12 protein-coding genes are annotated in these 12687 nt (G+C 40.9%); 6 read left to right on the top strand and 6 right to left on the bottom strand.

The features are described from left to right. Nucleotides 1–125 precede the first annotated feature (125 nt). A complete protein-coding gene (locus Q4546_RS00500) occupies nucleotides 126–1121 on the bottom strand; it encodes a calcium/sodium antiporter (protein ID WP_303445481.1) in 996 nt (331 codons plus the stop codon). A 365-nt stretch (nucleotides 1122–1486) separates the two neighbouring features. Next, a complete protein-coding gene (locus Q4546_RS00495; protein ID WP_102439129.1) occupies nucleotides 1487–1921 on the bottom strand; it encodes a MarR family winged helix-turn-helix transcriptional regulator in 435 nt (144 codons plus the stop codon). A gap of 101 nt (nucleotides 1922–2022) precedes the next feature. Between Q4546_RS00495 and Q4546_RS00490 the strand changes: the two genes are divergently transcribed. The 3 genes from Q4546_RS00490 to Q4546_RS00480 all read left to right on the top strand — a co-directional run bounded on the left by Q4546_RS00490 (nucleotide 2023) and on the right by Q4546_RS00480 (nucleotide 4060). After that, complete coding sequence (locus tag Q4546_RS00490; RefSeq protein WP_102520781.1) at nucleotides 2023–2763, top strand: siderophore-interacting protein; 741 nt, start codon at nucleotides 2023–2025, stop codon at nucleotides 2761–2763. A gap of 394 nt (nucleotides 2764–3157) precedes the next feature. Further along, a complete protein-coding gene (locus tag Q4546_RS00485) occupies nucleotides 3158–3367 on the top strand; it encodes a cold-shock protein (protein WP_076539522.1) in 210 nt (69 codons plus the stop codon). Between the two features lie 453 nt (nucleotides 3368–3820). Continuing rightward, nucleotides 3821–4060, top strand: a complete 240-nt coding sequence (locus Q4546_RS00480; RefSeq protein ID WP_303445480.1) for a hypothetical protein — start codon at nucleotides 3821–3823, stop codon at nucleotides 4058–4060. Nucleotides 4061–4132: 72 nt separating this feature from the next. On the opposite strand, the gene Q4546_RS00475 is transcribed toward Q4546_RS00480, so the two are convergent. The 4 genes from Q4546_RS00475 to Q4546_RS00460 all read right to left on the bottom strand — a co-directional run bounded on the left by Q4546_RS00475 (nucleotide 4133) and on the right by Q4546_RS00460 (nucleotide 9597). Next, a complete protein-coding gene (locus Q4546_RS00475) occupies nucleotides 4133–5224 on the bottom strand; it encodes a GGDEF domain-containing protein (protein WP_303445479.1) in 1092 nt (363 codons plus the stop codon). Between the two features lie 218 nt (nucleotides 5225–5442). Beyond that, a complete protein-coding gene (locus Q4546_RS00470) occupies nucleotides 5443–7539 on the bottom strand; it encodes an HD domain-containing phosphohydrolase (RefSeq protein ID WP_303445478.1) in 2097 nt (698 codons plus the stop codon). Nucleotides 7540–7541: 2 nt separating this feature from the next. Next, nucleotides 7542–7811: a hypothetical protein gene (locus tag Q4546_RS00465; protein WP_303410649.1), complete on the bottom strand. Its 270-nt coding sequence runs from the start codon at nucleotides 7809–7811 to the stop codon at nucleotides 7542–7544. A 235-nt stretch (nucleotides 7812–8046) separates the two neighbouring features. Further along, a complete protein-coding gene (locus Q4546_RS00460; RefSeq protein ID WP_368389899.1) occupies nucleotides 8047–9597 on the bottom strand; it encodes a helicase HerA-like domain-containing protein in 1551 nt (516 codons plus the stop codon). Between the two features lie 370 nt (nucleotides 9598–9967). Between Q4546_RS00460 and gloA the strand changes: the two genes are divergently transcribed. The 3 genes from gloA to Q4546_RS00445 all read left to right on the top strand — a co-directional run bounded on the left by gloA (nucleotide 9968) and on the right by Q4546_RS00445 (nucleotide 12660). After that, nucleotides 9968–10351, top strand: coding sequence for a lactoylglutathione lyase (gene gloA, locus Q4546_RS00455; RefSeq protein WP_102439116.1), 384 nt, complete (start codon nucleotides 9968–9970; stop codon nucleotides 10349–10351). Nucleotides 10352–10438: 87 nt separating this feature from the next. After that, nucleotides 10439–11539 carry an alkene reductase gene (locus Q4546_RS00450; protein WP_303445477.1) on the top strand — a complete coding sequence of 367 codons (1101 nt, stop codon included), beginning with the start codon at nucleotides 10439–10441 and terminating at the stop codon, nucleotides 11537–11539. 260 nt (nucleotides 11540–11799) lie between these two features. Then, on the top strand, nucleotides 11800–12660 hold the full coding sequence (locus tag Q4546_RS00445) for a DMT family transporter (protein WP_102477050.1): 861 nt from the start codon (nucleotides 11800–11802) through the stop codon (nucleotides 12658–12660). The last annotated feature ends 27 nt before the right edge of the window (nucleotides 12661–12687 follow it).

The raw sequence follows: 12687 nt of genomic DNA, 5'->3' as shown, positions 1-12687 counted from the left end.
CACAGAATAGGAATGAGAAGGTTAAGTAAGCGAAGGGTAAAGGTCAGTGGGGCACTCGAACCCCACTGTTATTTGTCTTTTGTTTACCTAGCCAATGGTTACCTAGTTAATATTTACCTAGCCAACTAGGCCTGCATTGTCACAGCGCCGAGATAAAGCATATAGCCACTAAAGCTCACTAAACACAGCGCCCCCGCAGTGCGGCCAAAGGTATAACTTTTTTCAGTAGCAGGGATGTTTCTTTGTTTAAAATAAGTAACCATAAATGCCACAGCGACGATAGCGGTGAGTAACAGCATCATAGGGTAATCACGGGCGACCAATAATTCTGGTAATGGCTGCTTGTCACCTAACAGCGCAGGGAAGGCAATCACCCCAAGTATATTGAAAATATTTGAACCAATCACAGTTGCAAATACCATGTCATGCATACCGCGGCGCACTCCAGCAATGGCTGCTGCTAACTCTGGTAAACTGGTACCAAAGGCAATAACGGTTAGCCCAATGATTAACTCACTGATCCCGGCAGCTTTAGCCAGTTCTACAGCGCCCCAAACCATCAGTTGTGAGGCGGCTAACAGCACACTTAGCATTAATAGCGTTTCCACAGCAGAGCGGCTTTTAGATATTTCTAAAAACTCAACTTCTTCTGCGTCAGCTTCGCCTTTACCCACTAAAAAGGCTAGGTAACCACAATATGCCGCTAACGCTACTAGTAGTAATAAGCCATCTGGGAAGTCTAAATTGCCGTCTGACATTAACAGGGCGCAAAATAAGATTGCCGCGATTAAGATAGGTAAATCCCGACGAATGAAATGGACTTTAATGGATAACGGCACGAGTAAAGCACAAATGCCAAGCACTAATCCTATATTAACGATATTAGAGCCAATACCATTACCAATAGCGAGTTCGCCAGCACCATTTAGGGCTGCGATAGAGGACACGAGAAGTTCTGGAGCTGAGGTGCCAAAAGCCACCACAGTCATACCGATAAAGGACATAGAGACTTTGCAATGCTTAGCCAGAGTCGCAGAACTTGCGATCAACCGGTCGGCACTGACAGATAAAGCGATAAGACCTGCAACGAGTGCAAGTAAAGGTAAAAATAATGACAACATAATATAACGCACTGCAAGGGCTGGTTGTGTTAAGACACGAAAAACCCACGCCCAGCCCTAGCTATATGCGTGTGGTCATTCGAGTCTCGCCAGACGCTTAATGCTAAGCGTTGATTGCACCATGGTCTTCGACCAATTATGTTGACACAACCTCCTGTCGTGGTGACAGAACGGCTACTCCCTCAAATTTGGGCGCATTTTAATCTGTTATTCGATTCGTTTCAATAGCAAATTTGTGGCTATTCGCGTCAAAGCTACTGCCAAGTATTTAGCACTGATATCGCTCGGCTTACAAGCCTTAGTGCTAGGAAAGACTTGTCATGCTAAAAACCGGCTAAGATAAAGGCAACTAACTAAAAGGCCGCTTATTCTTCATTGTCATTAAGGTTATTAAAGAGCGCATCAGCAATGCGTGTAAATGTGGCCAAGTCTTCAACTGGCAGGTTTCGCAGCATTTTTTGATTCACATCGTTTTGGGTTTTTGCAATCAGTACAGCGAGTTTTTTACCGTCTGCAGTCAGTGATAATATCTGACTTCTTTTATCTTCTGGGTTTGCCGTTTTCGTTAGCCATTGGTTATCCATCATTTCTTTTATTAACCGAGCAATTTGTGCTTTATCTCTGGCTAAAAGGTTAACGATATCGTTTGCGGTGCAAGTGTGACTGTTGTTAATCAAGCTAAGGCATTTAACATGCATGGCATTTAAGCCAATTTCATTAGCCTTAAGAGAAGATCGCATGGCTAAACGGTATGAATGTGCGATGTTAAAAATCGCATCAGAAATGGATAAGTGACTCATTTTTGGTTGGTCCTGATAATTAGTTGACTTAGTCAACAATGCTAACTATAGTTGACCTTATCAACTTACTAGCTTTTTTTCAAGTCGAAGAGGATGTCTCTATGAAGCCTAGAAAGCCCAATTTGCGCTCTGTACAGGTTGCAGAGATTATTGAGCTGTCGTCTCATTTACGTCGAATTATCTTTAGCGGAACCAGTTTACAAGGTTTTCCGCAGGGGCTTGAAGGCGCGCACGTTAAAGTGTTTTTGCCATCGACGGGCGATGAAGCGCAAAAAATGCGTTCGTACACGATTCGTTTTTTTAACCCACACACTAACCAGCTAGGGTTAGATTTTGTGATTAACCGTCACCAAGGTCCTGCCACCAGTTGGGCAAAAAAGGCAAAAGTGGGCGACCGTATTAGTATAGCGGGCCCAGGTTTGATGAAATTAACTGACTTTAATCACCATAGTTACTTGCTGGTGGGGGATATCACCTCTGTAAATGCCATAAATGGTTACGTGCCTAGATTTAATCCTGATGCCCAATTAAAGGCCATTATTAGCGTGCCTACCCGTGCTGATATCATTGAGATGGATTATGACGATTCAAAAAATACTCATTGGTTTATTGAAGATGAGTCAACAATAACCCTTGAGCAACAAGTACAACTAATCGCTAAAGACTTACCCAAGGATAGTCATGTCTTTATGGGGCTAGAAGCTGGTCAAATACGCGCTTTGAAGCCCGTATTACAACAAGAGCTTGGTTTTGAAAGGCTTAACATCTTTGCTGTTGGCTATTGGAAGCAAGGGATTGATGCTGATCGTTTCGGGGCGTTGAAAAAAGTTAATCCACTGTAAATATCCATGATAACCGTCATAGCCAAGTGACAAGCTATATTATTATCAATCACAGCTAAACCATAGCAACCAGAGCTATAATTACTGCTAAGCATAAGTATATTAGCGATTAATTGTGCTATATACCTGTTAGTCAGTGGTCAGATATCTGGCTGTTTTGATATTTAAATAAAATAATACCTTTACAATTTTTTAAACTAATGTAAGATTCACCTCGCTCTGACATTCAGAGTTATTAATGAAACATCAAGTAAAAGTAAAGCCTCAGAATTCTACGTTATCGTTGTTCCTCTGTGTTTCCCTTAGCTTCATCGTCACATTAAATAATTCAGCTCTCAGCGCATCGCATTTTCGCGATAAATTTTTTAATTCTTAATTATATAAGGGACACATTATGTCTAACACTACTGGTATCGTAAAATGGTTTAACGAAGACAAAGGTTTCGGCTTCATCACTCAAGACAATGGCGGCGCAGATGTATTCGTACATTTCCGTGCTATCGCTTCTGAAGGTTTCAAAACTTTAGCTGAAGGCCAAAAAGTTTCTTTCGATTTAGAGCAAGGTCAAAAAGGCCCACAAGCAGCTAACGTAGTTGCTATCTAATTTGAAAGTCGACGTCACTGGCTAGCCAGTACGTTACTTCAAATAATTACGCTTTTAGGTTTACCTATTTATCGTAATTATTAAAAGAGCGAACCTTTGGGTTCGCTTTTTTGTGTCTGAAATTCAAGGTATAACGATCTGTGTATCACATCAAGGCGCTTAAGCTTAGTAACTAAAAATGCTGCAACTAAAGCGCTAGCTGGAACGCATTTAATCTTCTAAGCCTGGTAGCCTTTTTTGGCTTTAAGAGAGCTATTTTAATAAAAGCTAAAAGCTAAAAGCTTAGCTGGTTAACCCATCTTTTGTCAGAATAAGCTCTTTAACTGCTTGGTAATATTTAACGTAACCTGTGCCGCGACACTCACTGACAATGGTGGCATAATTTAGCTATATATTGACTACAATGTCGGTGTGCTATGCCAAGGTGTGTACCATTAAGCTGAGGAGAATTAAGTGAGCAATAGACAATTAATACTACTGCTTAGAACCAGTATTACCATTGGTATTTGCTTAATTTTACTTGGGATTTATTTACACAACTTTAATGATACCCTAGCCGCAATGGGCGTTAAGGGAATTATCATCAGTTCGATGTGTGTCGCTTTTGGCATGGTGCTGTCACTGCCAACTAAAATGTATTTAACCTTTATTTTGGTTGCTAGAGAAGCAAATAAAAAAGACTCCTCCGAATGATGCTATCTGGCGGTGAGCGCAAGTTCATTCTCAGCCTCAACTGCAACTTTTGCCTCAAGCTTAACTTAAGTCTTATTCTTCACAAGATACCTTTTGGTGACACACTTGGTTTCTACCGGCTTTTTTCGCTTGGTACAAACAGCGATCGGCTAAGGTTAAAAGCTTGGTTTTATTAACTAGGTGACGCTGATTGGCACTAACACTTACCACCCCAGCGGATGCTGACAGAAACCCGGTTGCTGAATCGCTATGCTCAATCTCGAGCCGCTTAAGCTGCATGGGGAGATCTTCAAGCCAGTGCTTATTTTGATTTGAACTGACAGAAACCAAAATAAATTCTTCGCCACCAAAGCGCACCACCATATCGGCACCTTGGTTTGAAAGTAACTGGGCAAAGCTGACCAAGGCTTTATCGCCCATTAAATGCCCGTAGCGGTCATTATATTTTTTAAAGTGGTCAATATCGATCATCGACAATGAAAGGTACTGCCCCTGTTTTAAATTGTGTAACAGAGTCGAGAATTGCTTATCGAAATTATAGCGATTATGAATCCCTGTTAACTTATCAGTTTGCGCTTTTTGTGTTTGAATTAACTCGTATTTATATTGTTTTCTCAGCAGCACATCCGTTTGATATTGCATCGCGGTCATGATAGCAACTGTTATCACATAGAAGTTTATACTCCAAATGATATCCACCTCGGTGTTGAATTGGATTATAAGCAGAGCAACACCCAGTAACAGCCAAATAATGAACTTTTGACCTAAGTGAAGTATGGGAATGGCTGTAATAAAAATGGCTGACAGCATAGGGCCGCCTTCATGGAGCTCTTGATGGTTAATAGCATAGCTATAAAAGAATAAACCATTGATGAGGGTAAACAGCACCGCAAAAAATAACAGTATCGAATCAAGGTAACAGGTGGCTGATTTTTTAATACTGAAAATCATTACCATTGCAATTAGGAGGCTGACAATACGGGTTAAGATGTCGGCGAAAGTATAATTAGTGGCTGCAAATGAAGATAGGGTAAAAAATAGCAACACCGTAATTAAGATGTAACTCATCATTACTGCATTTGTGCGTGAGCGTTGATTTAAAGATTGTTGAAATGATAGTTCTGCCTCTTTATCTAACACCCACTTAGCAGGTAACCATTTCATTATTGACTTCCTTAGATTAATACTACGAGATACGACTCAAACCCTCAGTTAACATTATAGTATTAGTTAATTTTTTAGTTAATTTTTTAGTTAATTTTTATTTCGCATTTGGGCTACTTGATCGATTATTTTATGATTAATCTCGTGACTATTAGTTAGACAGTATTGCATGAATACCCTCTATTCATGCTGTTGCTTTACAAGCCTGATACAGAACTTTAGGGCATATTGGGGCAAGTCTTCTTATTAACTATCTTGTTAATAATCTCAGTAAATTGAGTTACATTGTGGATTTGCTGCTGGTCAATATTGATATGCTCTAACGCAAGTTCAATATTAAGGTTATCAAGTTCTAGTTGCGCGATTAGCGACTTTGCATCTAGCTCTATATGCTCTAGGGTTAAGATAAGAAAGTCATTGCCAAACACTCTAAAAATTAACGACTCTGGCAAAAATGCAGTTAACTTGTTGGCTATAAAGGTAAGTTTTTTATCACCTTCGAGCCAGCCGTGGGTTTTATTGTATTGACCAAAATTGAACAAACTGATGACGTAACAGCAATGATAATGTTTGCTAAATAGCTCTTCGTTTAACGTAATAACGTGCTCTAGATATCGATAGTTATATAAACCGGTAAGCGAATCTTTGTAATAATAGGCAAGCCTTGCTTCTTCAAACTCATCCTTTAAATAATTATGATCAACAGGAATTAGATTAGCACTCTCTAGCACTGGCACAGCTGCTTTTACCGTATCAGGGCAAAATTGTTTACCTGCCAGCGCCTTTATTTCTGCGATAGCTTCTTGTTTCGATTTACTCATTTTATAGATACGTTTTGAGGTCATTGCATCAAAGGCGTCAACTAAAATGAGAATATGAGAAAGTGGGCAGATCTGTTTGCCTTTAAGTCCCCGAGGGTAACCCGTCCCATCATAGTGTTCATGATGGCACCTGATGATTTCAGCATGTTTTTTAAAGGCTTTAATCGATACCAGTAGCTTGTAGCCGCTGTCTAAATGCTGCTGAATAATTTTGTATTCTTGCGAGGTGAGTTTACCTGGTTTTAGTAGAATACTATCGGGTGTAGATATCTTACCTATGTCATGCATGATTGCTGATTCATAGAGGATTTCCACTTCAGCATTACTAAAGCCCATCTCTTTAGCTATCATCACTGAGTATTGTGCAACCCGCCGCGTATGACCAGCGGTGTAGCTATCGCGCCGCTCCACTAAATCAAGCATAGATGATAGTACTTGACGGTAGTTTTTTACATCTTGTTGCTTGTGTTTTAGTGCCAGCTCTCGCTCTTTACTATTAAGGGCATTTCTTTCTATCACGTATAAACATATAACCAGTAACACGGATAAAAAGATGGCGATAATGGCAACCAGATTATTGTAAAAATTGAGCTCAACCATCAGCTTGTTGATCTCTTGATCTACTGCAAATTCTAAATCATCCACATATACCCCTGTGGCGATAATCCAATCAAAAGGCTTATATAATTTGGCATAGGCCAGTTTTTTAACGATTTCATCATTGGTTTTACGTTTGAAATAATATTCGAAGTAAACTTCACCTTGAGCATTAATGCCATCAAGCTCCATCTGGAAGGGGTAGTTACCTTTGATGTCTTGACTGAGGGTTGATAATAGCAGCCCTTCGGTTTCAGGCTGGCTAGGGTGAACTTTTCTAATGGCAAAGTCATCACCACCGGCGTAATTAATCACTTCATTTACCCAAACGTAGGTTTCTGGGTTCTGCAGTTTAATTAGCCTAATAAAGGCAGCGATCCTTTTTTTCGCTTCATTGATAACTTGAGGTGGTAATAATGACAGTGTCATTTGCATATCATCAGCAATCGCTGTGTTAATACTTATTTCAGCCAAGGTATTGTCTGGCTTAGAGGAGTGTAAACTTGGCTTATGGGATGACTGACAAAGAGCTTGTCCTGATTGTGTTAATTGGTATTGAAACTCATCATCGTCAGCGGCTAAAGTTTGTAGCACTTGGCAGCGTTGATGTTCAGGGGTGTTATTAAGTACTAATTTGAATTGTTGCGAATGCGTTTGTAGATTAGTTTGTTGTTTTTGGTATTCGCGCTTAAGGGTTGCTTCAGCTGCGATATGCACCGATGAAACAAGATCAGTAATATGCTCTTTTTTTAATTTAAATAAGTTTTCGCTGATAAGCTGTTTTTGCTTATCGATGACAAAATCTTCTGAGCGATTATCTAGATACAGAATTGATATACAGAATGAAAATACAATCAGTCCAAATAATAATGACTTTCTTAAATGCAGGTAAATCATATCTATAAGTCGCCCCTTATTAAGTTATTGTGACTAATAAGGGCTGATGGAAGCACAGGGGCGTAATATGCCACTAAGTGCTTGAGGTGTTTGATGCTAGCTGCGCGTATAACGTCAGAAGGTCTTGTAAAATAGCGAAGAATAACAACATAAGTGGTTTGAAAGGCATTGGCCTGAGTAATGCTATCTATTACAGAGGCATCAGCTAACGTGACATATTCTAACGTGACGTCTAGTAAACTAAGATTGAGTAAAGTGAAAAATTGGCTCATCCTTAATCACCTCTAAAAACTCCATTAACTAAACAATAGCGCATTTATTAGTGAAGTTACAACTAAGTTAACCAAAGGGATTGCTGAAATTTTTCAAAGTTAGATATTATTGATTTAATCAAAAAAATATAGCTTGTCACAAGGTGATCTTTCTAGGCAGTTATGGCTAAAAATTCCTATTTACAGGTCAAGGATGAGTTAAAATGACTGGCTAGAGCAATATAACCGCGAACAATTATTTACCGCTTTTGCCGCTAATGCTGCCCAGTATTCCCCGCAAAATTTGTTTGCCAAACTTACTGCCCACCGCGCGTGCAGCTTGTTTTGAAAAGCTCTGTACTAGACCTTGACGGCGCTTGGTGCCAAATAGCAATTCGCTAAACCAATTGCTTTGTTCATCCTCGCTATCTTTTTGGGGTGTTGAGCTTGTTTTTTTTGGGGTAGACTTTTTAGTGTCAGCTTTTTCTATAGGAGGCTTGGCATCAGGGGCTTTTTCAAGTTGCTCGAGTTGATTGAGGCGTTCATAAGCCGACTCGCGATTAATGGCGATATCATAATGATTGCCGATAGGGCTTTGGGCGCGACAAGCATTACGCTCAGTCAGTGTTAATGGCCCCATACGACAGCGGGGCGGGGATATCAGCGTTTGCTCAACCATACTGGGCACACCATTATCTTGTAAGGTTGATACTAAGGCCTCACCCACGGCTAAGCTCGAAATCACTGCGGTGATATCCAGTTTAGGATTTACCACAAAGGTTTCAGCGGCGGCGCGAACCGATTTTTGGTCCCTTGGTGTATAAGCCCGCAAAGCATGTTGAATACGATTACCTAATTGCCCCAATATCGCATCGGGTATATCGTCAGGAAATTGTGAGCAAAAATACACCCCAACCCCTTTAGAGCGGATTAGGCGCATAATTTGCTCGATACGCTTAAGTAGATGATCTGGGCTATCCTCAAACAGTAAATGGGCTTCATCGATAAAAAAGGCCAACTTAGGTTTGTCGGCATCGCCGACCTCAGGCAGGTTTTCGTATAGCTCTGATAACAACCATAGTATAAAACTGGCATATAAATTTGGGGTTAATACTAATTTATCTGCCGCCAGAATATTGATTAAGCCATGGTTTTGCTCATCAACGCCCATGATGTCACTTAGCTCAAGGGCGGGCTCGCCAAAGAAAACCTCACCACCGTCACGCTTTAAACTCATCAGCGATCGCTGAATCGCCGCTAATGATTGCGCACTGACTAAACCGTATTCAGCACTGATGGTTTTACGCTCTTTTGAGACCAAGGTCAGAAGCGCTTTAAGGTCGTCTAAATCCAGCAGTAATAAGCCTCGGCTATCGGCTAAGGCAAAAACGATGTCTAAAATGCTGCTTTGGATGTCATTTAGCCCCAGCATTCTGGCTAATAATGTTGGCCCCATTTCACTGACGGTGGTGCGAATAGGGTGACCTTGCTGGCCGAGTAAGTCCCAAAAAACGCATGGATTAGCTTGGGGGCTGAAATTGCTAATACCAATTTTATCAGCGCGGGCTAATAGTTTATCTGACACCTTGCCTGCAGCGGCTAGACCTGAAATATCCCCTTTAATATCAGTAACAAAAACCGGCACACCTTGACGGGAAAAGTTTTCAGCTAACATCATCAGCGAGACCGTTTTACCCGTACCTGTCGCTCCTGCAATTAAGCCATGACGATTACCATAACGCAGTTGTAGCTCAACGGGATTATCGCCTTTACCTATCAATATCGTGTTTGTTGAACTTTGTTTCATTGTCGCTCCTTGCAGATATTGCTTTAGGTAAAAGCACAAAGGGGTGATGGTTAACGCTTATGTAATACGTTTATGGCAATAACAGTGTAGAACAAGAATGTAAAATAAGAATGTCGAATTGATTGGCTGGCGCACAAACGCTGTGGCCGCTAAGTAGCATGTCGCTAGCGAGTGATTCATTTTTGTAGCGCTATAAAATCTATAGCTCATACGAATAATAAAAAATTATCGTTTTAAGAATTTTTAATAATTATTTTAATCCTCTCCATTGCCGTAAACTAGCCCTATTAAATCAACGCAAGCGTTTTAGATTGTTATTTTGTTATCACTACTAACAGCGCTTTCATCTCTGTGAAGCTAAGGGCAAATTATGAAATTTTTACACACTATGATCAGAGTTGCAGATCTTGAGAAATCGATTGAATTTTATACTGATGTGCTGGGTATGAGTGTGCTCGATAGAGCTGAAAACACTGAATATCGTTATACCTTGGTGTTTGTTGGTTATGCCGATCAGCCAGATGGCACTAGCATTGAGCTGACTTACAACTGGGATACAGACCAGTATGATATGGGTAATGCCTTTGGTCATTTAGCCTTAGGTGTGGATGATATTTACGCTGCTTGCGACAAGATTAAAGATTTAGGCGGAAAAGTCACTCGTGAGCCCGGCCCTGTAAAAGGCGGCGCGACGCACATCGCATTCATCACTGACCCTGATAACTATCAAATTGAGCTGATTCAACTGAGCTAACTGAACCGAGCTAACTGAACTGAGCTCGTTATCTCAAAGCCCTATTACATCGGCTGCTCAATGACCCATTTTTCGAGGAATGACAACATGAAACAAGCATTATTTCAAACGCTGCAACTAGGCCGTCATACACTAACCAACCGCATTGTAATGCCACCAATGACCCGTTCACGTGCTTCACAGCCAGGAAACTTGGCTAATGACATGATGGCAAAATATTATGCTCAGCGCGCACAAGCGGGTTTAATTGTGGCTGAAGGCACGCAGATTTCTGCAATGGGTCAAGGTTATGCTTGGACACCGGGTATTTACAGCCCTGAACAAATTGCGGGTTGGAAAAAAACCACTGATTTAGTTCATCAACAAGGCGGGGTTATTTTTGCTCAGCTTTGGCACGTTGGCCGCGTTACTCACCCTGATAATATTGGTGGCGAGCAACCTATTTCATCTTCTGCCCTTAAAGCTGAAAATGTAAAAGTCTTTATCGACAACGGCACCCAAGAGCCTGGTTTTGTTGATGTGGTTGAGCCACGGGCAATGACCAAAGCAGATATTAACGCTGTGATTGAAGAATATCGTCAAGCGGCGCTTAATGCGATTGAAGCGGGTTTTGATGGCATTGAATTACATGCTGCTAACGGTTATTTAATTAACCAGTTTATTGATTCAGAGGCGAATAACCGCACCGATGAATACGGCGGCTCAGTAGAAAACCGTTTACGTTTTTTAAGTGAAGTGGTTGGCGCTATGATTGAGGCGATTGGCGCTGACAGAGTTGGGGTGCGTTTAGCTCCATTTACTTCATTAAATGGCACCGTTGATGCTAACCCTGTTGAAACTTACACTGCTGCAGCAGCGTTATTAAATACCCATAAGATTGTGTATTTACATATTGCAGAAGTGGATTGGGATGATGCTCCTGAAACCCCAGCAGGCTTTAAAAAAGCGGTACGTGAAGCATATCAAGGGGTACTCATTTATGCCGGTAAGTATAACGCCGATACCGCAGAGCAAGCGATACAAGATGGCTTAGTGGATATGGTTGGTTTTGGCCGCCCATTTGTGGCAAACCCAGATTTACCTAACCGTATTAAGCATGGTTACCCATTGGCTGCGCATGATCCAGCCACCTTATTTGGTGGTGATGAGAAAGGCTTAACTGATTATTGTGAGTATGCTAGCAACTAATGCCTATAAAGCGCACGCTTGCTAGTTAAGCAGTCGCTAAACAGGTTAAAATATAATAGCCACTTTACTTCACTGTAAAGTGGCTATTTTACTATATGAGGGGGTGGTTAAGCTAACCGCTAATACCTTTCTTTTTATCAATGCATGACGATCCATGCATATTGATACAGCACTTTAGTTAATCTTATTTTCACTGCGGCCTGCTTGTTTTAGGCGCTGATGAGCTGTGTCTGTTTCAATATTACTCTAGAGAATTATCAATGCGCGGAGCGTTATATTTATTTATTGCCACCTTGTTGGCTGCTGTTGGCTGGATTTCGTCAAAGCTTGTGGTTGATGAAATGCCCGGCGAAGTGTTTATTGCTAGCCGCTTTATGTTAGCTAGTCTGATTTTATTACCTTTTTGCTATAAAAGTATTTGGCGATTAAGAGCCAAGCAGTTGCTATTAGCCTGCGGAGTAGGCATTTTCTTGGGGATGTCGTTACAGATTTGGGTGTTTGCGGTATCGATCAGTAATAGCCTGTCTGAAGGGGCATTTATCATGAGTTTAGCGATGATCATTGCGCCTATGACCGCCTGGGTTTTGTTTAAAGTTAAGCCTCACCGCGCATTTTGGTTAGCTTTACCCATCAGTGTGGTAGGGATGATGTTACTGAGTTTAAGTAATGGCTGGCAAGTGGAGACCAGTCAATGGTATTTCTTACTTGCCTCTTCATTGCTGTCTGTTCATTTTGTGTTGAACAAAAAAATTAGTCTCAGTATTAAGCCACTTGATTCGATATGTTTACAGTTATTTATGGTTGGCTTAGTTGCTGCTGTGTATGTTGCCTTTACCCAGCAATTAAGCTTTGAGGTCAATGATAGTTTGATATTTTGGTTTGTGGTCTCTACTGTTATCGCTACGTCAGTGCGTTATGTATTTCAGACTCTAGGCCAGTATCAAGTTAAGATGGAAACCGCGGCATTGATTATGATTTTAGAGCCTATTTGGACCATGATCTTAAGCTTTAGTCTGTTAGATGAGCAAATTTCGCTGCAAAAAGTTATTGGCGGTGCGCTGATTTTTATATCCCTAAGTGTTTATATTAAGCTGTCTAAGCCACCTAAAAACGCTAACTGATGCACTAACAACAAAAAGCCAGTCGTG

It is taken from the genome of Shewanella sp. 4_MG-2023, from assembly GCF_030548015.1.
Lineage (GTDB): Bacteria > Pseudomonadota > Gammaproteobacteria > Enterobacterales > Shewanellaceae > Shewanella.
This window is presented reverse-complemented; position numbering and strand designations above follow the sequence as displayed.

Excerpts from the sequence above, each read along its gene's own strand:
- Q4546_RS00490 (WP_102520781.1), top strand. The coding sequence starts at position 2,023 with ATGAAGCCTAGAAAGCCCAATTTGCGCTCTGTACAGGTTGCAGAGATT.
- Q4546_RS00450 (WP_303445477.1), top strand. The coding sequence starts at position 10,439 with ATGAAACAAGCATTATTTCAAACGCTGCAACTAGGCCGTCATACACTA.
- Q4546_RS00495 (WP_102439129.1), bottom strand. The coding sequence starts at position 1,921 with ATGAGTCACTTATCCATTTCTGATGCGATTTTTAACATCGCACATTCA.
- Q4546_RS00485 (WP_076539522.1), top strand. The coding sequence starts at position 3,158 with ATGTCTAACACTACTGGTATCGTAAAATGGTTTAACGAAGACAAAGGT.
- Q4546_RS00445 (WP_102477050.1), top strand. The coding sequence starts at position 11,800 with ATGCGCGGAGCGTTATATTTATTTATTGCCACCTTGTTGGCTGCTGTT.
- Q4546_RS00470 (WP_303445478.1), bottom strand. The coding sequence starts at position 7,539 with ATGATTTACCTGCATTTAAGAAAGTCATTATTATTTGGACTGATTGTA.
- Q4546_RS00465 (WP_303410649.1), bottom strand. The coding sequence starts at position 7,811 with ATGAGCCAATTTTTCACTTTACTCAATCTTAGTTTACTAGACGTCACG.
- Q4546_RS00460 (WP_368389899.1), bottom strand. The coding sequence starts at position 9,597 with ATGAAACAAAGTTCAACAAACACGATATTGATAGGTAAAGGCGATAAT.
- Q4546_RS00475 (WP_303445479.1), bottom strand. The coding sequence starts at position 5,224 with ATGAAATGGTTACCTGCTAAGTGGGTGTTAGATAAAGAGGCAGAACTA.
- gloA (WP_102439116.1), top strand. The coding sequence starts at position 9,968 with ATGAAATTTTTACACACTATGATCAGAGTTGCAGATCTTGAGAAATCG.
- Q4546_RS00500 (WP_303445481.1), bottom strand. The coding sequence starts at position 1,121 with ATGTTGTCATTATTTTTACCTTTACTTGCACTCGTTGCAGGTCTTATC.